The 20,217-nt window shown below is 61.0% G+C and carries 17 protein-coding genes, 1 tRNA gene and 1 pseudogene; 4 read left to right on the top strand and 15 right to left on the bottom strand.

Annotated elements, in window-relative coordinates; translation table 11 throughout:
* Positions 1-374: 374 nt before the first annotated feature.
* The 3 genes from DYZ02_RS03945 to DYZ02_RS11205 all read right to left on the bottom strand — a co-directional run bounded on the left by DYZ02_RS03945 (position 375) and on the right by DYZ02_RS11205 (position 3,058).
* Positions 375-1,313: a site-specific integrase gene (locus DYZ02_RS03945; protein ID WP_115685077.1), complete on the bottom strand. Its 939-nt coding sequence runs from the start codon at positions 1,311-1,313 to the stop codon at positions 375-377.
* A 99-nt stretch (positions 1,314-1,412) separates the two neighbouring features.
* Positions 1,413-1,898, bottom strand: coding sequence for a hypothetical protein (locus tag DYZ02_RS11210; protein WP_147291474.1), 486 nt, complete (start codon positions 1,896-1,898; stop codon positions 1,413-1,415).
* On the bottom strand, positions 1,895-3,058 hold the full coding sequence (locus tag DYZ02_RS11205) for a hypothetical protein (RefSeq protein ID WP_147291473.1): 1,164 nt from the start codon (positions 3,056-3,058) through the stop codon (positions 1,895-1,897). Before DYZ02_RS11205 ends, DYZ02_RS11210 begins: the two co-directional genes overlap by 4 nt.
* 184 nt (positions 3,059-3,242) lie before the next feature.
* Here DYZ02_RS11205 and DYZ02_RS03940 point away from each other — a divergent pair, with 184 nt between their 5' ends.
* Positions 3,243-3,563, top strand: a complete 321-nt coding sequence (locus tag DYZ02_RS03940; RefSeq protein WP_115685076.1) for a helix-turn-helix domain-containing protein — start codon at positions 3,243-3,245, stop codon at positions 3,561-3,563.
* Between the two features lie 254 nt (positions 3,564-3,817).
* On the opposite strand, the gene DYZ02_RS03935 is transcribed toward DYZ02_RS03940, so the two are convergent.
* The 3 genes from DYZ02_RS03935 to DYZ02_RS03920 all read right to left on the bottom strand — a co-directional run bounded on the left by DYZ02_RS03935 (position 3,818) and on the right by DYZ02_RS03920 (position 6,593).
* Positions 3,818-5,052, bottom strand: a protein-coding gene (locus tag DYZ02_RS03935) for an IS3 family transposase (protein WP_181896977.1) whose coding sequence is annotated in 2 segments (ribosomal slippage) — positions 3,818-4,761 and positions 4,761-5,052 — 1,236 coding nt in all. Because the reading frame shifts where the segments join, the coding sequence is not laid out codon by codon here.
* A 97-nt stretch (positions 5,053-5,149) separates the two neighbouring features.
* Entirely contained in the window at positions 5,150-6,067 is a 918-nt protein-coding gene (locus DYZ02_RS03925; protein ID WP_220272200.1) for a type II restriction endonuclease, read from the bottom strand.
* 184 nt (positions 6,068-6,251) lie between these two features.
* Positions 6,252-6,593: a helix-turn-helix domain-containing protein gene (locus tag DYZ02_RS03920; RefSeq protein WP_181896886.1), complete on the bottom strand. Its 342-nt coding sequence runs from the start codon at positions 6,591-6,593 to the stop codon at positions 6,252-6,254.
* A 389-nt stretch (positions 6,594-6,982) separates the two neighbouring features.
* Between DYZ02_RS03920 and DYZ02_RS03915 the strand changes: the two genes are divergently transcribed.
* Entirely contained in the window at positions 6,983-8,737 is a 1,755-nt protein-coding gene (locus DYZ02_RS03915) for a hypothetical protein (protein WP_115685073.1), read from the top strand.
* 40 nt (positions 8,738-8,777) lie between these two features.
* Here the strand turns inward: DYZ02_RS03915 and DYZ02_RS03910 are convergent, their stop codons facing one another.
* The 7 genes and pseudogenes from DYZ02_RS03910 to DYZ02_RS03885 all read right to left on the bottom strand — a co-directional run bounded on the left by DYZ02_RS03910 (position 8,778) and on the right by DYZ02_RS03885 (position 12,650).
* Entirely contained in the window at positions 8,778-9,863 is a 1,086-nt protein-coding gene (locus tag DYZ02_RS03910; RefSeq protein WP_245616269.1) for an IS3 family transposase, read from the bottom strand.
* Positions 9,812-10,006, bottom strand: a pseudogene (locus DYZ02_RS11530) (transposase); the annotation flags it as partial. The pseudogene DYZ02_RS11530 and the gene DYZ02_RS03910, both read right to left, overlap by 52 nt.
* A gap of 264 nt (positions 10,007-10,270) precedes the next feature.
* Positions 10,271-10,343 (bottom strand) — tRNA-Arg (locus tag DYZ02_RS03905).
* 17 nt (positions 10,344-10,360) lie between these two features.
* Positions 10,361-10,600 carry a mycoredoxin gene (locus DYZ02_RS03900; protein ID WP_115685072.1) on the bottom strand — a complete coding sequence of 80 codons (240 nt, stop codon included), beginning with the start codon at positions 10,598-10,600 and terminating at the stop codon, positions 10,361-10,363.
* Positions 10,597-11,070, bottom strand: a complete 474-nt coding sequence (locus DYZ02_RS03895) for a dihydrofolate reductase (RefSeq protein ID WP_115685071.1) — start codon at positions 11,068-11,070, stop codon at positions 10,597-10,599. The genes DYZ02_RS03900 and DYZ02_RS03895 overlap by 4 nt, the downstream gene beginning before the upstream one ends.
* Positions 11,067-11,864, bottom strand: coding sequence for a thymidylate synthase (locus tag DYZ02_RS03890; RefSeq protein ID WP_115685070.1), 798 nt, complete (start codon positions 11,862-11,864; stop codon positions 11,067-11,069). The genes DYZ02_RS03895 and DYZ02_RS03890 overlap by 4 nt, the downstream gene beginning before the upstream one ends.
* A 21-nt stretch (positions 11,865-11,885) precedes the next feature.
* Positions 11,886-12,650, bottom strand: coding sequence for a 3'(2'),5'-bisphosphate nucleotidase CysQ (locus DYZ02_RS03885; protein ID WP_115685069.1), 765 nt, complete (start codon positions 12,648-12,650; stop codon positions 11,886-11,888).
* Positions 12,651-12,679: 29 nt separating this feature from the next.
* Here DYZ02_RS03885 and DYZ02_RS03880 point away from each other — a divergent pair, with 29 nt between their 5' ends.
* Entirely contained in the window at positions 12,680-17,236 is a 4,557-nt protein-coding gene (locus DYZ02_RS03880) for an Lhr family ATP-dependent helicase (RefSeq protein ID WP_115686362.1), read from the top strand.
* Here the strand turns inward: DYZ02_RS03880 and DYZ02_RS03875 are convergent.
* The gene (locus DYZ02_RS03875; RefSeq protein ID WP_115685068.1) at positions 17,233-18,630 is read right to left on the bottom strand and encodes an HNH endonuclease signature motif containing protein; all 1,398 of its coding nucleotides are present in this window, start codon (positions 18,628-18,630) and stop codon (positions 17,233-17,235) included. The two genes, DYZ02_RS03880 and DYZ02_RS03875, sit on opposite strands and share 4 nt — an antisense overlap.
* Positions 18,631-18,761: 131 nt before the next feature.
* Here DYZ02_RS03875 and DYZ02_RS03870 point away from each other — a divergent pair, with 131 nt between their 5' ends.
* Positions 18,762-19,586, top strand: a complete 825-nt coding sequence (locus DYZ02_RS03870) for a DNA-formamidopyrimidine glycosylase family protein (RefSeq protein WP_115685067.1) — start codon at positions 18,762-18,764, stop codon at positions 19,584-19,586.
* Here the strand turns inward: DYZ02_RS03870 and DYZ02_RS03865 are convergent.
* Positions 19,516-20,169: a DedA family protein gene (locus DYZ02_RS03865; protein WP_115685066.1), complete on the bottom strand. Its 654-nt coding sequence runs from the start codon at positions 20,167-20,169 to the stop codon at positions 19,516-19,518. The two genes, DYZ02_RS03870 and DYZ02_RS03865, sit on opposite strands and share 71 nt — an antisense overlap.
* Positions 20,170-20,217 lie beyond the last annotated feature (48 nt).

The raw sequence follows: 20,217 nt of genomic DNA, 5'->3' as shown, positions 1-20,217 counted from the left end.
GCTGGATGAGTACTGGAATCATCCGTGGTCGTCCACCCATTGCCTCCTAGGCGACCCGCCACAAGCTCCGCTGGGTTGAGCACGATCCTCGGCGGGGTTTCTTTTGTGCCCACGACATCGCCACGACAAAACACACTGAGACAGGCTGGCACGCACTCCACGAAGAAAATGAAAAAACCGCAGGTAGAACGCTAAAAATGATGTTCTGCCAACGGGTAGGAAAGAGGGGGCATTCGAACAATCCCGAACGCTGTGTGTTTCAGGTCTCCTGCCTGCCCGCTCCTCTCACCGCTTTTCGGTTTTCCTCACACGCCCTGTCTCAAAAACTAAGCCCTGCACCATCAACGGCACAGGACATTAGACGAAGGGGCTAACTATTTCACGACAACAAGCCCCGCTTGTTTCGTCTCCGCCCGGTGCATAAGACCACGAAACTGCTCCAAAGGCTGATTGGTTGGGCGGAATCGTTCATAGTTACGCAAACTTTTCACGCCAGCAGCGTTAGCGATAGCCGTATCAGGGACAAAATGCTCCATGTGCTCCGCAATCCACGTCACACGCATTTTCTCAAAGTTCGGCACAAGCAATGCAGCGGTTGATTCCTCGGTGGCGAACCTATTCATAATCTTGTCTCGGCGTTGCATATTTGGGTAGAGGAGATATTCGTCAGGGTTTGGGTTGGTTTCTAGTCTCTGCCGTAATCCCTCATCCCAATTAGCAACCACAGGTACGATTCTTTCACCCACGTGAAGACATGCCCCTCCGTCATCGAGGTACACATCCCGCATCCGTAGGTTCACCGCTTCTCCGTATTTCAGCCCACCGCCTAACCCACACGCGACAATTACTTGTTTCATCGTTAGCCGTTCTTCTGTGCGATGCCGTGCATTAGCCCATTGCCAAATACGTTGTTGCTCGCTCGCTGTATACGGCTGGGTGGTTTTGGAGCGGGCGTAGGTGTGGTAGCGGCGTTTGCCTTCGAAGTTGGGGTTGAGTGTTTCACCTACCAAGATGAGTTTGCTTCTGATTGCTCCTTGGGTTCCGGTGGTGAGGTCGGTGTTGGTGGCGACGGATTGTTGGATGATTTCATCGTCGAAAATCACTGTGTAGTCGAGGTCGTAGCCCATCTCGTAGCAGTAGTTGATGTGCTTTGTGATGGCGTTACGAATGTCCTCGAATCGTCTTCGAGTGACGTTTGTGTCGGTGGTATTGATGAAATCTGCGACGGTTTTGCAGACGAATTCTCCAATTTCGTCCCAAGTGCCGCCTGGTACGGATGTGGGTTTGTTTTTGTATACGTCGGTTGGGTTCATTCAGTTGACGCTAGAAGGTACGACATTCCCGAACTGACCAACTGGCATCGCCCAAGAAAACAAAGAGGTGAAATGCTCGTTTGTTAGCCGGTAATACGGCTAGTGCTCAGGTCGAAACAATTTTCCGTTCTGGTTGCTGATGGCAGCTAAACGGTTGTAGATCGCTTTGAGTCGCTTCTTCGACGGATACGCCTTCCCAAAATCAATATAGGCGTGGCTATCAGGTGCGTCTTCGAGCATCGAGTCATCCCAAACCGACAGAGCCGATTGCTCGCCATCGTGTAACTCGCCCTCCTCGGTAGGCAAAGGAATGTCCTCAATTTCACCCACAGTCATCCTTGCAACCGCAGGAGGTGGGTTGAATGGCTTTCCTTCGCTTTCTTTCCTCGCCCGGAGGATCGCGGATTTTTGCTCCAGTGCCTCGCTTGGAGTTATTTTGCTTTCTTGATTGACCGAGAGCTGGCCCTTGTCTCTTGTAGAGAGTCTGAAGGCTTCCTCCGTCACCGCCCCGTTGTCGAAGAACTGGGCGTTAATGACCCGTAGCATTATCTGCTCAGACTCAGTTATCCGTTGTGGTTGAGTCACTCGACAATCCTCTCTACCCATTCGGTGATGAGGTCTGAGGGGTGTTTGGTGAGTGTTTTTACATCTTGGTCGATGGCATTCATTGAGATTGTGTTGGACTTGTGGAAATAGAATCCACCTTTGGGTTCCACTTCAACGGAGAAGTGCTGGTTGCCACTCACCCAAGAGAAGACGATTGCACCATCAACCGATGGGACCACTGTTTTTGGTAACTTGCCCGCATTTACAGCAGCTTTAACGACTGCATGGGCATTTTCTAGTTGACCCTGGGTGAAACCGTCACCTTCTTCGCCGTCAAGCCAGCCTGGCTGTAGCTCCCCGATCTCTTTGAGTCGGTCTTGCAGGCGGTTGTATTCAGCAGTCAGTTGATCCGTGCGAATGCTGTCAACTGAAATGAAGACGTGCGACTTTGATTTATTGGTGAATTCGACTTGCCCTTTAACTTCGACCCACGCCCATGTCTGTTCGTTTTGGCCATCAATGTCGAGTTCGAAGCCGTGACCGTATGTGGCGGTTGCTGAAACACGGGATGCCACATCTACGAAGTTGAAAGTGCCGTTCGATACGTTTGTGCTTCGTACAAGGCCACTGTATGTGACATGTTTGAACTGTGGTTTACCAAGCTGCTCAAGTATGTATTCACGGGCGGAGGTCGTGTAGGTCGGTTTCGTACTCCAGTCATTGACTTTGCCATGTCCGACTTGAAGCTTCTCGTCGTCGCGAAGAGTGGAACCTAGGTTTCGGATTGCTGGCAAGGGTAAAGCGTAAACACTGTCGGGTAGTGGTCCGTGCTCAGACGCAAGCCGAAGGATTTCTTCTAACTCCTCCACTGCCTGTCGATAATCTTCCGTGAATTCGTCAGAGGAAGCGGGAAAAAGTGTTGGGTCCTCTGGGGTGCTTCGCCTTCTTTCCAGGAGTGGTGTTGCTGACCCTTTCGCAATAGTGTTGATGCGAAGCTCGTAGGCTTTCCTAAAGTTGTTCGGCAGTTTGGAGCTTTCAGGGTGCTTTGCTCGCCAGCGAAGTTCAATGAGTTGGTAGAGAAGCTCGTCTAATGCTGCTACTTCTTTCGCGTTTGCGGCGGGCATTCCGAAATCTTCAAAGCGGTCGCCGTCTAGATGCAGAGAGGCGACTGTTTCGATGTTCGGATCAGCTTGGGTCACAATCGTTCAGTATAAGCGGTTGAGCACATTGGGTTAGTTGTCTGGATCGGTCATTTTTAAAGTTCGGTGGGCGTTTGGTCGACAAGTAATGTTTGTGCATTTTGACCCACTTAATGCTCGTTGTGATGGTCGGTGAAAAGACCTAACATCGTTCGTGTCGAGCAAATCGATTTGGGAGTTTTGCATGTCTGGTTCACCTGTTCGGGGTCGCCCGCCGAAGAAAGATTACGCAGCGTTGTATGAGGGCTGGCCTGATGTGAGCCTTGGGGCGGTAAGTGATGTGAATGATAAGAAGCTTTTGCGTCTCGTCCGCAACTTCCAGACCGCGTTCAACGATGCTTTGAGCGACGGGGAAATATCTTCGCTTCGTGACCTTGCCCGCAAAGTCGGCACCTCCCATGCAGTACTTCACCAACTCATGAACGGGGCTGGTTGGCCCTCGGCGGAAACCGTGGCACGTCTTGAAACAGTTCTGGGTCGTGATCTGTGGCCGAAACAAAACTAGGCCGATTCTCTACGCAAACCCCTAGCCTCTTGCAGCGAAAACTGTAGCCGGATACCCGGCTAGCGGCTTATCCTCCACATCACGCACTATGTCGAGAACTCGGCTGAATCAAGTGCTTTATCTTTTGGAGGAACACTGGCCTCGATACACGAGTACACACCAAAACATATTCCTGAACACCTGTGGCAGCAGGTTCGCCCGTGGGTTGTGGAGCACGCGGAAAAATACGCAGTGAAGTGCCCCGGGTTTTGTTCCTAGGCTTGTGCCTTGATTTCCATTATTTCTCGACTGGGGTGGTGCTCCCAAAATTCGGCTTCTACTTCAGCCGGCGTGCGGTAGCCCAGGCTCTGGTGGAGCCTTGACTCGTTCCACCAATTCACCCACTCGAACGTCGCGATTTCCACGTCGACGACATCGGCCCACGTTCGCCTATGAATCAGCTCATTCTTGTAGGAGCCGTTGACGTTCTCAGCCAAAGCATTGTCATAGGAGTCGCCCACCGTCCCAGTGGACGCTGCGATACCGTGCTCGGCCAAGCGCTCGTTGTAGACGATGCTCACATATTGTGAGCCGTGGTCTGAATGGTGAATCAAGCCCGTTGTTTCCGTGGCGCACACGATTGCCTGGTTGAGCGCCTGCAGCGGCAAGGCTTCGGTGCGCATCGAGTCGGACAGCGCCCATCCGACGATCCTCCGGGAGAACACATCGGTCACGAACGCGGTGTACACAAAGCCTTTTCGAGTGCGCACGTAGGTAATGTCCGCCACCCACAGCCGATTAGGGCCAGGGGCCTTAAACTCACGATTTACCAAGTCTGGGCGAAGATCCGGGCCCTTGGGCTTGCGCGTTGTGATTGGTGCCCCACCTTTGCCCTTGCCGGACAGTCCAGCGCTGCGCATCAGCCGGGCTGTTTGCTCGCGTCCAATGTCAATGCCCTGGCGGCGCAGCACGCGCCACATCTTCCGCACCCCGTAGACGCCGTAATTTTCGGAATGCACGTCACGAATATGCTCCACGAGGGCAGCGTCGCGAAGAGCGCGGGAGCTTAAGCCCCGGGCCTTGGATTGGCGGTATCCACGCGAGCTAAGAAAACCGCCTTCGCGATGCGTGTTTAACGTCTGGCAGATGAACTCGACTGAGAAACGATTCCGGTACTCATCGATGAATCGGATCATTTCCGACGTTTTGGGTCGAGTTCGGACGCGAAAAAAGCCGAAGCGGCTTTCAACAACTCATTGGTGTCCCGCAGCTCTTGATTCTCTCGACGCAACCGTGCGTTCTCTGCAGCAAGGTCCTCGGGCATTGATTCCACGACACGTCCTTCGCGACGAGCTGCCTGCGTCCATTGCCTCGCTGTGTGCCACGAGACGCCCAGCTTTGGTGCCACGATCTTGCATGCTTCCTGTGTCGAAATATTCTCCGCCAGGATGCGGTCTTCTACAAGGCGGACCACACGGTCCTTTGCATCCTGATCAAATTTTCTCGGCATGTTCGAAGATTTTCCCATCTACTCAAACGGAACAAAACCTGGGGCACTTCAGGGTGGAGGAAGATGAGCAGCTAACACAAGAAACACTTGCCTTGTTCTAGCTGAGAGATATCTTCCACCCCTTAGCCGTGACGAATTTTTTATAGTCGGCATAAGTCTCACGCAAAGTATCAGCGTCAAACGGACTGTCGTCTTGTCTTTCTAACCAGTCGAAGTAACCGGGTAGGTTCCTAAACCTCGATGCCTTCTCGTTTGCCGTGTCGGCATTGCGTGGATAGTTCCGCCAATAGTGCTCGAAGACATCATTTCCGAGTAGTGCGAACGGCCCAGCCCCATATTGAAACGGCTCCATCGCGGTTGACTTGAACGTGCCAATGTTGTCGGTGTTTCCACTACCCGGTTTATCTCCCGCAAGCCGATATTTCTCCATGAACGCGATTTCAACATCCTCATAGGCAGGCTTGATCGAGTCGATGTCGTCTATGGATACCTTGGTGGTTTCGAACCTATTTGTTCGTGAATAAAGGAACGCAAACACGTAGTGTGCTTCGTAATCGTCGTAGCTACCGTAGATGTTCTTGGTGCCGTTCCTTAAATAGCTAGTGAAGCTTCCGAGGGTGAAGTTGAATGCCTTGGTGTTGCCATTGCTGGCGAAGTTCCGGTAGGTCGATTTCACATCAATAGCTATTAGGCGACCATTCGGTTTTTCCAGTACGAAATCTGGATAAACAGTTTGAATCTCGCTTTCGTGAAACTTAAAGCCGAGACTGTCAGCCAGCTGCTTGACGTAGGCGGTTGCAATAACTTCAAACGCTCGCCCAACGATTTTGGAGTCATTTCCGAACGTGAATACGTCTTTGTCCTTGTTGACGATCCCGATGAGTTGCCAGTCTGCAGGGTCCTTTGGAAGCAGGCTTAGCAGGGAGGTGACAACCTTGTCCTCGTGTTTTTCAAGCAGTGACCCCGCTTCAATTTCTTGAGGCGAAGGAACTGGCTGGCTATCACTAGAAATCACAGATCAACCGTAGGGCATGATGGTGTCGTTGCACGTTAGGCGTTTTGTAGGCGTGTCGCCTACACGTGGCCGGGCTTCCGGCTAGATGGGAAAATGTGTGCGGGCCGCGGGCCTGCGGCTTTTGACGTGTTTGTGTTGTGCTGATGCGACTTGTTCGAAATGAAACCGCGTTGGCCGTGATCCTTTATATGTGCGCTTCTTTGCCCAGTCTGTTCGATTCTCTTCTGCGTTCCCGTGCGTCCATTCGTTGACGTATGGGCCAGATGGTTTCGCCCAGACCGACTTCGATTTGTGCCAGGGTGAGGATGCTTGGCCATGCTCTTCCTGCCATGAAATCCGCAAGGGTGGATTCTCCGACGCCGCAGTATTGGGCGATCTTGTTGATGCTGGTCAGCTCGGTGGAGGTTCGCATGAAGTCTTGCAGTTTCAGGATTGCTTGACGTACCCGTTCATGTGCGAGGTCATCGACTTTGTACGTTGGCCAGTCTGGGTAGAGCTGGCGGGGTGTGGGCTGTTTCGCGGGCATGGATTGACCGTAGGTCAGTGCTGGGTGGGTTTCGTGCCACGCCACGCTAACAGGCGGGTAACTGTTTGGTGGCCTGCGGTTTTGGCCTTGACGGTTGTTTTAGCGACCAGTATCATCACCTATGCACGGTCGGCAAAACGACCAATAAGGGCCACTTTCCTCACCATGAAAGGGGACACACCATGCACAGCCCACTATTCACCGTCTCGTATCGAGCGAACCGCTCTACGACCGCGTAACACCCTCGAAGTATCTGTTTTCGCGTTAACCGCGACCAATCCTTGTCCGCACCTAGCGGAACCCGCACCGCTTCACCCCACCACCACACAAGGGGTTGAAGCTGGCAACCCCTGTACGCCTCAACGCCCTGCGAGGGGAGGTGACACCCCATGACATTTTCCACGCACTCAGCTCTCCGTGCCGATGGAACCCCATCAGATGTTGGACTTATCTACCTCGACCAAGTCGATGTAGCCAAACTGCGAACCCCAATTGACGTGGTTGACGATTCTGGGGTCATCAACCTCATCGAGCACTGGACCGAACAAGACGGCATCGGCATTGGCGGTGTCGGCAGGCCACGTGAAATCCCCATCCGTAGCGTGCTTCTTCTTATGGTCATGCTGGCTATCGACAACCAGCCAATGCACCTAACGAAGGCCCGCGACATCATCTGCGACAAGGCTACAGATAACGCCCTAAAAACCCTTGGATTCCCCGCCCGTAGTGAAACTGACTACAAGAGCCTCAAAGGCCGTAAACAGTGGTACGACAAACTCTGGAACGCCTATCATGCCATCCTCCGCGTGGTCGACCCCTTCCCAGAAATGTCCTACAAGCAACGCCTCACTCGCGAAGAATACGACACCCTAGTCGCAACTCGCTCTCCCGAACTGGTCGAGGCACGCAGACAACGACTTACCCTTTTCAACAACCGCCTTATCATGGCCGCAGCGAAACTCATCGGAGAAGAAGAATTCAATCGATGGGCCGGTGACGTCGCGGTTGACGGGACACCCATTAAGGCCGCTCGGATTGGCTCTGCTCGCGGGGCTCGCCGCGTTTCCTCTGAGCCCGACGCGGGCTGGTATGTGCGTGAAGGCAACCATGATGGCTCGAATGAGGATGACCCATACAAAACGATGTGGGCGTATGAGGCAACACTGGCGGTCATGACGTTCGGTAAGACCAATGACGAGATGCCATCGCTTCTGCTTGGCATGTCCCTCGACAAACCAGGCCACAACATCGGAAAAAGAGCACAAGACGCGTTGTCTCACATCATTAGCGATCCCGAGATGCCGAAGGGGTATTTCATCGGTGACCGTGCCTACCTGCCGAATTCGAAACCCGAAAACCTCGCAATCCCGCTACGACTCGCAGGCTACAAAATGATGGGCGACCAGCGTGGAGACTCGCTCGGTTTCCGTATGCACTATCAAGGTGCGGATCTCATTGACGGCACGTGGTATCTCGCGGGGATACCGAAGAATCTTGTTAATGCGGGTGTCGATTTCCACGCTGGCAGGATTGATGAAGCACAGTTCGCGGCTCGTATCGAGAAGCGGAAACCTTTCGAGCTTCGCGTTAAGACTGTCACCGGTGACGGCACAACTGTGTTTTACAATCCCGCTAACTATGGGAAGTACACGACCGTGCTTCTTCCGGGTGTGAAACGCCCCGAGAACTTTGCGGACAATGCGGTGAAAGTTTTCGAGAAAGACTTGCCTCCGAAGGCTCAGCGATCTGGGTTGCTGAAAGGCAACAAGACTCTCCGTATCCCACTCGAAATCGGAGCGAAATATGCCCAACAAGGTCCTGCGTGGGCCACCAAGGACTGGGCTGCGTTGTATCACCGCGGCCGTAACACGATTGAGTCTCGCAACGACCTTCTCAAGTCTGGTCGCTACTCATCTATCGGAGATCAGACAACGAGGATGATTCGTGGTTTCGCTGCGAACGCGGTGTTCGTCGCTTTGGGAGCTGTCAGCGTCAATGTCGGACTCATTAAGCGATACCTGCACAGGCTGGTCATCAACTTCGACATTAAACCGAAACCACCCACGCCACCTGAAACACGTCGCGTGACTGATGAGTTTCTCTCGGAAATTCAACACGCGAACGCTCCACCACAGGTCGCTTAAGAATCGGCTTCGTCCTGAAGCGTCCTGGTTTTCGTTCCGCTTATTGAACGCCCAACGGGTGGGCGTGTGATTGTTGATAGTAGGCGTCTTCCATCTCTTGTGGAGTGATGTATCCCAATGACTCGTGCAGGCGATGGTTATTCCACCAGTACACCCAGCGAAGGGTCGCGATCTCGACTTCCCCAACCGACGCCCACGGCCGGTGGGGATAGATCAGCTCGGTCTTGTATAGACCGTTGACCGTTTCCGCCAACGCGTTGTCGTAGGAATCGCCGACGGTGCCAACGGACGGATCAATCCCAGCTTGAGCAAGCGCCTCACTGTAACGAATGGACACGTACTGCGAGCCGCGATCGCTGTGATGGACAAGTCCTTCAGCACGGAGATCACCTGCGTGATAAAGAGCATGCTCAAAAGCCTCAAGAGGCAGCTCATCGGTGCGCATGCTAGCCCTGGTGGCAACCCCGACAATCTTGCGGGAGTACGCATCGGTGATGAACGCGGTGTACGCAAACCCCGACAGGGTACGCACGTAGGTGATGTCAGCGACCCACAGGCGGTGTGGCGCTGACGCGGTGAAGTCACGATTGACCAGATCAGGACGACAATCCGGGACATCAGCCCGAAGCGTTGTGATCGGAGTGCGGCCCCTTCTGCGGCCTTGGATGCCGGCGAGTTTCATCAACCGTGCCGTCTGATCACGACCGATGTCCCAGCCGGCGCGCTGCATGGCCTTCCACATCTTGCGTACCCCGTACACGCTGAAGTTGTCCTCGAAGACTTTCACCAATTCGGGGATAAGCAGCGCGTCTGACAAGCTCCTGGCCGACGGGGCTCGTGTTTTCGCTGCTCGGTAGCCACGAGAGGTGATAAACCCACATTCTGTCTGCCTTAACGTGCGACAGATGGCCTCGACCCCGAAGCGATCGCGATACGTGTCGATGTATTCGATCATCTTCTGGTGGGACGGTCGAGTTCCGCTGCGAAAAAAGCTGAAGCGGTCTTCAAGATCTCGTTTGCCCTGCGCAGCTCTTTGTTCTCTTGCCGCAGACGCTTCAGTTCGTCGTCGACCGACTCGCCAGTGCTCCGCTGAACGTCGGGGGACGCTTTGACAGGTTTCAACCAGTTGTTGAGCGTGTGCGCCGAGACGCCGAGCTTCTCGCCGATCTCCTCCGCCGCCGCCCACTTCGAACACCCCTCAAGCTCAACGAGCTCCTCGGCTAACCGCACCGCCTTGTCCTTGAACTCGTCACTGAACTTCCTAGGCATGGTCCAATCCTCCTCTAGAAACGATCAGAACTAAACCCAGGACACTTCAGTCCCTTACAACCGCCACCCACAAAGTGTGGCGGGCAAAGGCGATCAGCGAGAAGAGAAAATCGGCAATATTCAGCCGCTAATCGGTAACAAAAACCCGAAACTCAGCTCCACGCAAACAGAAACGCCCTACCTATTTTTGCAGGTAAGGGCGTTTTCACGTGTTGAGGAGAATTGTTCGAACAATCAAACGAGATTCTTCGAAACCCCCAAGAGCGCCCCAGAGAGGAATCGAACCTCCGACACCGGCTTTAGGAGAGCCGTGCTCTATCCACTGAGCTACTAGGGCAACACGAACAGGGTACCCTACGCGTTGATCTCCTCATACTTCGCCTTGACCTGTGCGAAGGGCGGGTTTGTGTCGTGGGTTCCGTCGTCGTAGCGGACGGTGGGCACGATGCGGTTGCCGTCGTTGACGGACTCGACCCAGGCGGCGGCCTCGCGGTCCTCGTCGACGTCCACGACGTCGTAGACCATGTCGGTCTTCTTCAGCGCGGACAGCAGGGAGCGGCAGTAGGGGCACCAGGTGGTGGCGTAGACGATCATGATGTCCTTTCGAAGCGTTGGAAGGTGTAGCGCAGGCCGCTTGTCGACGTCCGCCAGCCCGACTCCGAGACGAGCTCGAAGGCGTCGTCGATGCGGGGCGCGTGGACGGGGGTGGGGACGTCGAAGGTGGCGTCGATAAGCGTGCGCTCGATGACGTTGACCTCGTCGAGGGTGGCCTCGTAGAGCTGGGCCCCGCCGATGATCCACGCGTCGGTGCGCAGGTCGGGCAGGTCCTTCGAGACGTACGCGCCGTCGGACCAGTCGCCGGGCTCGCGCGTGGAGATCACGTGGTTGGGCCGGCCCGGCAGGGGCCTGACCGGCAGCGACTCCCACGTCCTGCGCCCCATGATGATCGGGTGGCCGAGCGTGACCTCCTTGAAGTGGCGCAGGTCCTCGGGCAGGTGCCAGGGCATGCCGCGACCGTCGCCGATCACCCCGCCGCGGCCCTGGGCCCAGATCGCGCCGATCACACCGACACCTGCGCCTTGATCGTGGGGTGGGGGTCGTAGCCGACGACATCGACGTCCTCGAGGGCGTAGTCGAACAGGGAGTCCGCCTTGCGCAGCTTCAGCTGGGGGTAGGGGCGCGGCTCGCGGGAGAGCTGCTCGGTGACCTGGTCGATGTGGTCGTTGTAGATGTGGCAGTCGCCGCCCGTCCAAATCAGCTCGCCGACCCCGAGGCCCGCCTGCTGGGCGAACATGTGGGTGAGCAGCGCGTAGGAGGCGATGTTGAAGGGCACGCCGAGGAACAGGTCGGCGGAGCGCTGGTACACCTGCAGCGAGAGCTTGCCGTCGGCGACGTAGAGCTGGAAGAGCAGGTGGCAGGGCATGAGCGCCATCTTGTCCAGCTCGGCAACGTTCCAGGCGGAGACGACGTTGCGGCGCGAGTCCGGGTTCTCGGTCAGGGTGTCCAGGGCCTGCTGGATCTGGTCGATGTGCTGGCCGTCCGGGGTGGGCCAGGAGCGCCACTGCACGCCGTAGACGGGGCCGAGCTCGCCGTCGGCGTCGGCCCACTCGTTCCAGATGCGGATGTTGTTCTCCTGCAGCCAGCGCACGTTCGAGTCGCCCTTCAGGAACCACAGGAGCTCGCCGACGACGCCCTTGAGGTAGACGCGCTTTGTGGTCAGCAGGGGGAAGAACTCCGCGAGGTCGTAGCGCAGCTGGCGGCCGAAGACGCTGCGGGTGCCGGTGCCGGTGCGATCCCCCTTGGGGGTTCCGTTGGCGAGGACGTCGCGAAGCAAATCCTCGTAGGGAGTGGGGATCATCTGGGACCTTTCTAGCCTGCTCTAACCTTCGTAGTTGCCGTGCTCCTCGTGGAACGCGGCGCACGCGGCAAGTATTTCGTCCGCCAGCTCGGGGCGGCAAATCACCAGGTCGGGGATGTAGGTGTCCTCGTTGTTGTACCGCAGCTCGGAGCCGTCGAGGCGCGAGCAGTGCAGACCCGCCGCCAGGGACACGCCCACTGGCGCCGCCTGGTCCCACTCGTACTGGCCGCCGGCGTGGACGTAGGCGTCGTAGTCGCCGAGCAGGACGTGCATCGCCTTCGCGCCCGCGGATCCCACCCCGACCGCCTCGAAACCGAGGGCGTCCGCCACCGCACCCGCAACGGCCGGCGGGCGGTTGCGCGACAGGGCGATCTTGCGGGCGAACGGACCCGCCACGTGGCGCACGTCGGAGGACTTGAACACCACACCCAGGTCGGGCAGGCCCACCGCCGCGTGGGTGGGCACACCGTCCTCCACGAGCGCGACGTGCACCGCCCAGTCCTGGCGGCCGGTGGCGAACTCCTTGGTGCCGTCGAGCGGGTCGACGATCCACACGCGGTCCTTCGTCAGGCGCTCGCGGTTGTCGGCGGCCTCCTCCGACAGGAAACCGTCGTCGGGGCGGTGCTGCTCGAGGACGCGGGCGATCCAGTTCTGGGCGAGGTCGTCGCCCGCCTCGCCCAGCTCGCGCCCGCGGAGCAGACCGACGCCGCGGATCCCCTTCAGGATTTCACCTGTGCCCTGCGCAATGAGGTTGGTCAGGCGGGAGTCAGAGTAGGAAGCCGTCATAGCTATGACCCTACCGTAGAGTGGCAGCCATGCCCGAGGAGATTTTGGACCGCTTCCACCCCCAGGTGGCGACGTGGTTCCGGGAGGTCTTCGCGGCCCCGACGCCGGTGCAGGCCGAGGCGTGGGAATCTATCTCGGCGGGGGAGAACTCGCTCGTTGTCGCGCCGACCGGCTCGGGCAAGACGCTAGCCGCGTTCCTCTGGTCGCTCAACAGCCTCGTCGAGCGCGCCGGGCAGCAGGCCCTGCCGATCGACGGCGCGAACGCGTCCACCCACGGCGGGGTGAAGGTGCTCTACATCTCCCCGCTCAAGGCCCTGGGCGTGGACGTGGAGAACAACCTGCGCGCCCCGCTGAACGGCATCGCGCGCGTGGCGCACAGGATGGGCCGCGACATGCCGGACATCTCGGTGGCGGTGCGCTCGGGCGACACCCCGCAGTCGGAGCGCAGCAGGCAGCTGCGCAAGCCCCCGGACATCCTCATCACCACGCCCGAGTCGCTCTACCTCATGCTCACCTCCAAGGCGGCGGGGATCTTAAAAACGGTGGACACCGTCATCGTCGACGAGATCCACGCGCTCGCCGGCACCAAGCGCGGCGTCCACCTGGCCCTGTCTCTGGAGCGCCTCGCCATGGTCGCGGGCTCCTTCCAGCGCATCGGCCTGTCCGCCACGGTGCGACCCCTGAGCGCGGTGGCAAATTTCCTGGGTCCGCGCACGAGCATCATCAACCCGCCGGGGGAAAAGAAATGGGAGCTCGACGTTGTCGTGCCCGTCGAGGACATGAGCGACCTGCCCGTGCCGGAGGACGCCTCCACCATCGGCGAAGCCGTCATCGACGACGAGCTTTCCGCCCCCGCCGCCAGCGCCTCCATCTGGCCCCACATCGAGCGCGCGGTCTACGAGCAGGTCATGGCGCACCGCTCGACCATCGTCTTCGTCAACTCCCGGCGCTCGGCCGAGCGCCTGACCAGCCAGATCAACGAGCTGTGGGCGAAAGAGCACGACCCCGGGAGCCTCAGCCCCGCTTTACGACGCCCCCCAGCCCAGCTGATGAAGCCCACCGACACCGCCGGGCACGCCGCCCCCGTCATCGCCCGCGCCCACCACGGCAGCGTGTCGAAGGACGAGCGCCTCCTCACCGAGACGATGCTCAAGGAGGGCTCGCTGCGGGCCGTGATCTCCACCTCCTCGCTGGAGCTGGGCATCGACATGGGCGCGGTGGACCTGGTCATCCAGGTGGAGTCGCCGCCCTCGGTGGCCTCCGGCCTGCAGCGCGTCGGGCGCGCCGGGCACACCGTCGGCGCCGTCTCGGAGGGGACCTTCTACCCGAAGCACCGCTCCGACCTCGTCCAGACCGCGGTGACGGTGCCCCGGATGCGGGAGGGTCTCATCGAGGAGCTGCACACCCCCGTCTCGCCCTTGGACGTCCTCACGCAGCAGACCATCGCGGCGGTCAGCGTGGCGGACCTCGACGTCGACGAGTGGTACGACACCGTGCGCCGCGCCTGGCCCTACCGCGACCTCGCCCGAGAGGTCTACGACGCCGTGATCAACCTCGTCATCGGGGTCTACCCCTCCACCGACTTCGCGGAGCTGCGCCCCCGCGCCATCCTGGAGGACAACGTGCTCAGGGCCCGGCCGGGCGCCCAGCGCGTCGCCGTGACGAGCGGCGGAACGATCCCGGACCGGGGCATGTTCGGGGTCTTCCTCATCGGGTCCGACAGCTCCGCCCCGCGCCGCGTCGGCGAACTGGACGAGGAGATGGTCTACGAGTCGCGCGTCGGAGACGTATTCACCCTCGGGGCGTCGAGCTGGCGCATCGAGAACATCACCCGCGACCAGGTGCAGGTCAGCCCGGCACCCGGGCACACCGGCAGGCTCCCCTTCTGGACGGGCGACGGCCTGGGCAGGCCGTACGAGCTCGGGGTGGCGCTGGGGGAGTTCCGTCGTGAAGCGAAGGACCGCCTCGATCCCTCCCTCGACGAGTTCGCGCGCCGCAACCTCCTGCAGTACCTCGCCGAGCAGGAGGAGGCGACTGGGCGCGTCCCCGACGAAAAAACCCTGGTCCTCGAGCGCTTCACCGACGAGCTGGGCGACTGGCGCGTGGTGCTGCACACGCCCTTCGGCAAGGGTGTCAACGCCGCGTGGGCGCTCGCCGCGGGGTGGCGGGTCTCCCAGGAGACCGGGATGGACGCCCAGGCCGTCGCGGGCGACGACGGCATCGTCCTGCGGTTGCCGCAGGGGGAGAAGGAGCCCGACGGCTCCGTCTTCCTCTTTGACGCCGACGAGATCGCCGACATCGTGACCGAGCAGGTGGGCAACTCGGCGCTGTTCGCCTCCCGCTTCCGCGAGTGCGCCGCCCGCGCGCTCCTGCTGCCACGCCGCCACCCGGGCAAGCGCGCACCGCTGTGGCAGCAGCGCCAGCGCGCCGAGCAGCTTCTCGACGTCGCGCGCAACTACCCCTCGTTCCCCATCATCCTGGAGACGGTCCGCGAGTGCCTGCAGGACGTCTACGACCTGCCCTCCCTCCAAACCGTGATGCGCGACCTGGGCAACCGCCGCGTGCGCATCGCCGAGGTCACTACCGAGCAGCCCAGCCCCTTCGCCTCCTCGCTGCTGTTCAACTACACCGGCGCGTTCATGTACGAGGGCGACACCCCGCTGGCGGAGAAGCGCGCGGCGGCCCTCGCCCTCGACCCCTCCCTTCTGGCGAAGCTCCTCGGCACCGTCGAGCTGCGCGACCTGCTCGACGCCGACATCATCGCCGAGGTCGACGCCTCCCTGCGCCGCCTCGGACGCGCCCCCACCTCGGAGCAGTTCGCGGACACGTTGCGCATGGTCGGTCCCGTCCCCCTCGACGAGCTCTCCGCGTACACGACGGTGCCGCTCACCTCCCTCGAGGCCTCGCTCGGCGGGCGCGTCATGCGGGTGCGCATCGGCGGGCGCGAGCACATCGCCCAATCTCTCGACGCGCCCTTGCTTCGCGACGCCCTCGGCGTCCCCGTCCCGCCCGGCGTCGCCGCCCAGCAGGCGACCATCCCCGACGCGCTGTCCCAGCTGGTCAACCGGTGGGTGCGCACCCGCGGGCCGTTCACCCTACGCGACCTCGCCGGCGCCTTCGGGCTGGCGGTCGGGGCAGCGTACGCCGCCCTCGACTTCGACAAGGTCGTCGAGGGGCGCTACCGGCAGGGCGTGGAGGAGCAGGAGTACGTCTCCGCCGAGGTGCTGCGGATCATCCGCTCCCGCTCGCTGGCGAAGGCGCGGGCCCAGACCCGGCCCGTCTCCCAGTCGGCCTACGGGCGTTTCCTGCCCGCCTGGCTCAACGTCGCCCCGATGGGAACGAGGCCCGCGCTGCGCGGGGCCGACGGGGTGTTCACCGTCTTGGAGCAGCTCGCGGGCGTGCGGCTGCCCGCCTCGGCGTGGGAGTCGTGGATCCTTCCCTCGCGGGTCGGGGACTACCGGCCCGAGATGCTCGACGAGCTCACGTCCGCGGGGGAGGTCGCGATCGTCGGCGCAGGCAAGGCCGGTGCGCGGGACCCCTGGATCATGCTGCTGCCCCAGGACTACGCCGCGCAGCTCATGCCGGAGATCGAGGAGCCGATGCTCTCGCTGACCCAGGCGCAGGTGATGGAGAAGGTCCGCTCCGGCGGGGGTTTCCTCTTCTCCGACCTCCTGAGCGGGACCACCACCGCAGAGGAACTGCGCGAATCGATGTGGGACCTCGTCGAGGCCGGTTTCGTCGCCCCGGATTCCTTCGCCCCGATCCGCGCCCGGCTGGCCGGGGGCACGACCGCCCACCGGGCGAAGCGCCGCCCCTCCCGCTCGCGGGTCGGCTCGGGGCGGACCTCGTTCGCCTCGAGCACCCCGCCCGACATGGTGGGGCGGTGGGCGGCCACCCCGTCGATCGACACCGATTTCACCCGCCGCTCCGTCGCCCAGGGCGAGGCCTGGCTGGACCGCTACGGCGTGGTCACCCGCGGGGCCCTGGGCGGTTTCGCCCTCGCCTACAAGGTGCTCAGCGGGTTCGAGGAGTCCGGGAAGGCGATGCGCGGGTACTTCATCGAGGGGCTCGGGGCGGCGCAGTTTTCCACCCCCGCAACGATTGACCGCCTCCGCGGGTACCAAGATTCCGACGACGTTGCCGGCTGGCCCTCCGGCACCCGCGAGCCGCGGGTCCACGTCCTGGCGGCCACCGACCCGGCCAACCCGTACGGGGCGGCGCTGCCGTGGCCGGAGCAGGGGCCGACGCGCAGCGCGGGCGCGATCGTCGTGCTGATCGACGGCCTCCTCGCCGCGCATGTCACCCGCGGCGGCAAGAACCTCACCACGTTCTTCGGGGATTCTCCGGCCGACACCGGGGATCCGCTGGAGATGGTCGTGCGGGCGTTGGCAGAGTCGGTGGAGCTGGGGCGGATGCGGCCGTTGAACGTAGAGAAGCTCAACGGCGACAGCGCGTTTTCCCTGCGCGAGTACGGCGCAGCGGTGACCCACAAGGGCGTGAGAATTGGTGGGCGGGCGGCGACCCCACCGAAGCGGCGGGGACGTTCGGTATCCGAGGCCATCGAGGAGCTCAGCTTCGACGATTAGGCGGCGCAGAGGTCCTCGAGGGGATCGGGGTAGGCCGGCTCCCCGTCGTCGGGCTCGGGCGGGATCCAGGACAGGTCTTCGGGCTGCGGCGTGAACTCAAAGACATCGCCGTACTCCAACTCGAGCTTCCTGATCGCGGATCGGCAGGCTTCGAGATCCCCGTCGCGTTCGTACTGGTCGCACAGCGCGTGGCACAGGGCGTTGAAGCGCGCGGCCTCGGCGCGGCGGGCGCGGTTTTGGCGCAGGGTCGTGGACCACTTCGGGTTGGTCGGGGTGATCTGGGAGCGCAGGATTCCGTTGTTTTCGGACATCACCCACGTCCCGTCGGCGAACAGCCAAACCGTGTCACCCGTGACGGGGTCCGGGAGGTAGAACGCGAGACGATCCGTCTTTAGGTTGTGGTGGTGTTGGCAGAGCGCAAACAGATTGCCCGGCGTGGTCTCGCCTCCCTCGCCGTAGGGGATGCGGTGGTCAAGCTGGCATGCGCCGGCGGGCCGGTGACAGTCGGGGTAGACGCATGTTCCGTCGCGGGCGCGCACGTAATCGGCCATCGCGGGGGTCGGCGAGTACCCGGCCACCCGGGAATTCTCCGCCGCGTCGAGGTCCAGGATCTTCGGCGGGAACTCCTGCAGCAGCTTTTCGACGGCCCCCGTGGCCTCGGCTCCGGTCCAGCCGAGACCGGGGAGGTACGCGGACGAGTCGGAACCTCTGGGGGTGTAGATGTGGACGACCGGTTGCACGACGGGCGTCACCGCCCCGGTGAGCAGTTTCATCAGGGTGTCCGCGAGGTCGAGCTTGTGCTCGCGCGCTGTCTCGGTGATGGACGCCTGGATGCACGCCATGGTTGCGAGGTCGGTAACCAGCGAGACCCCGCCGCGGTGTTCGCCGTTCTCCGGGACCACGAAGAAACAGGCCGAGGGGCCAGTGCCGGTTTCGCGCTGCTTTCTCCTGTTCGGGTCGAAGTTGACGGAGGAATCGATGGTGGCCACGAGCCTGCGGAGCCGGCGCGTGATCGCCCATGGGCTGGGCAGGTTCTGCCTGACTCGTCGGGAGGTGAACATGGCGTAGAGGGCGTCGTCGAAAATCGCCCACGTCTCGGGGTCCGTTTCTAGGGGGAGGACGTCCAGGGTCTTGTCGATCGCGGCGAGCCGTGGGACGTCGAGAAGCCTGCGTTCCTTCTGGAGCGCTCGCAGGCGCGGCAGGTCACGGAGTCGCGCGTACCCGTGGATGCCGGCTCTGACGAAGTGCTTCCCACGTCCCGTCGCCGCCATGACGCGTGTGATTTCGGTGTCCGGGTCGTCCTCTAGAGTTGCTTCCGCGTAGCCGTGGAAGATGAGGTACTCGCCCTCGCGGAGGAAGTGCGACCCCGCTTGCTGGATTTCCTCGTAGTCCATGTGTCCCCCCTCTTTTCTTAGCTCAAAATATATAGAACGTATGAGCGTCTGTCAACTGTTCATTAAGCGAAAATAGAGAATTATTCGAAAAAATATTTGACTGAGTTGTATGATCGCGCTAGCATGAGGTCATGCCTGAGGGGGATTCTGTTTATCAGCTGGCGAAGCGCCTGCGTTTCATGCAGGGGCGCGAGATCACCCGCTGCGACGTGCGCGTGCCGCGGTTCGCCACGTTTGATGCCACGGGTCTGACGTGCGAACGCGTCTGGCCGTACGGCAAGCACCTGTTCATGCGCTTCGGCCCCGAGATTTTGCACACGCACCTGAAGATGGAGGGGACCTGGGCCATCCACCGGGCAGGCGCGCGGTGGCGCAAACCCGCGCACACGGCGCGGGTTGTCCTGCGCGTCCGGGACCCGCAGGGGGATATCGAGCTCGTGGGCCACCAGCTCGGGCTTGTCGAAGTCTTCCCGGCCCGGGAATACGAGGCGCGGATGGCTTACCTCGGGCCCGACATGCTTGCAGAGGAGTTCGACCACGGGGAGGTCGTCCGCCGGATCAGTGAAAATCCCGGCATCGAGATCGGCCGCGCGCTGCTCGACCAGAAGAACGCCGCCGGCATCGGCAACGAATACCGCGCGGAAATCTGCTTTCTCGCCGGGACGCACCCGGCACAGCTGGTTCGCGACGTGGACGTCGACAAGCATGTCCGCATCGCGCGGCGGCTGATGTGGGCAAACAAAGACTCCCCGGTCCGCGTGACCACGGGGGTCAGACGGGCCGGGGAGACCAGCTACGTGTTCGGCCGGAACAACAAGCCGTGCCGACGGTGCGCCACGCTCATTGAGAAGGGTTTTCTGGGCGGGGCGGGCGACCTGGAGAGGGTTATTTGGTGGTGTCCGCGCTGTCAGCCGGAGCCAGACCCTCGCGCCGCTCCTGCACCTCGCGGCGGATGAAGAAGGCAAGGAAGCCGACGATCAGGAGGATGAGGATGACGTAGACGACGTTGGAGTAGGTGTTCACGTAATCCTCCACCAGGTGCCAGTTCTCGCCGAGGTAGAAGCCGAGGGTGACCAGGAGGAAGTTCCAGATGGCGGAACCGAGCGTCGTCCACAGGCCGAAGGTGACCAGGTTCATCCTGTCCAGGCCTGCCGGGATGGAGATGAGCGAACGGATGCCCGGAATCAGGCGACCGAAAAACACGGACACGCGGCCGTACTTGCGGAAGAAATCGAGGGAGGCGTCCACGTCCGAGGCCCGCACCAGCCACATCCAGTGCGCGATGCGGCGCAGGCGCTCCGCACCGAGCCAGGCGCCGATGCCGTAGAGCATGTAGGCACCGACAACTGAGCCGACAACCGACCAGACGAACACCGCCACGAAGTTCAGCGAACCCTGGGAGACGGTAAAGCCCGCCAGGGGCAGCACAACCTCCGAGGGGATCGGCGGAAACAGGTTTTCCAGCAGGATGGCGATGCCGACGCCGGGGGCGCCGAGCACCTCCATGAGATGCACGACCCAGTCGATGATCGATTGCATGTGGGGAGCCTTCCTCGGGAGGGGACGGAAATCAGCCCCTCATTCTGC

The sequence above is a fragment of the Corynebacterium senegalense genome (assembly GCF_900411315.1).
In the GTDB taxonomy this organism is placed as follows: domain Bacteria; phylum Actinomycetota; class Actinomycetes; order Mycobacteriales; family Mycobacteriaceae; genus Corynebacterium; species Corynebacterium senegalense.
The sequence above is the reverse complement of the archived record's forward strand: the minus strand, read 5'-3'. Positions and strand labels throughout refer to the sequence as shown.

Bases quoted from the DNA above. Each gene is read 5' to 3' on its own strand.
- DYZ02_RS03945 (WP_115685077.1), bottom strand. From the start codon at position 1,313: ATGAACCCAACCGACGTATACAAAAACAAACCCACATCCGTACCAGGC.
- DYZ02_RS03940 (WP_115685076.1), top strand. From the start codon at position 3,243: ATGTCTGGTTCACCTGTTCGGGGTCGCCCGCCGAAGAAAGATTACGCA.
- DYZ02_RS03920 (WP_181896886.1), bottom strand. From the start codon at position 6,593: ATGCCCGCGAAACAGCCCACACCCCGCCAGCTCTACCCAGACTGGCCA.
- DYZ02_RS03915 (WP_115685073.1), top strand. From the start codon at position 6,983: ATGACATTTTCCACGCACTCAGCTCTCCGTGCCGATGGAACCCCATCA.
- DYZ02_RS03900 (WP_115685072.1), bottom strand. From the start codon at position 10,600: ATGATCGTCTACGCCACCACCTGGTGCCCCTACTGCCGCTCCCTGCTG.
- DYZ02_RS03890 (WP_115685070.1), bottom strand. From the start codon at position 11,864: ATGATCCCCACTCCCTACGAGGATTTGCTTCGCGACGTCCTCGCCAAC.
- DYZ02_RS03885 (WP_115685069.1), bottom strand. From the start codon at position 12,650: ATGACGGCTTCCTACTCTGACTCCCGCCTGACCAACCTCATTGCGCAG.
- DYZ02_RS03880 (WP_115686362.1), top strand. From the start codon at position 12,680: ATGCCCGAGGAGATTTTGGACCGCTTCCACCCCCAGGTGGCGACGTGG.
- DYZ02_RS03875 (WP_115685068.1), bottom strand. From the start codon at position 18,630: ATGGACTACGAGGAAATCCAGCAAGCGGGGTCGCACTTCCTCCGCGAG.
- DYZ02_RS03870 (WP_115685067.1), top strand. From the start codon at position 18,762: ATGCCTGAGGGGGATTCTGTTTATCAGCTGGCGAAGCGCCTGCGTTTC.
- DYZ02_RS03865 (WP_115685066.1), bottom strand. From the start codon at position 20,169: ATGCAATCGATCATCGACTGGGTCGTGCATCTCATGGAGGTGCTCGGC.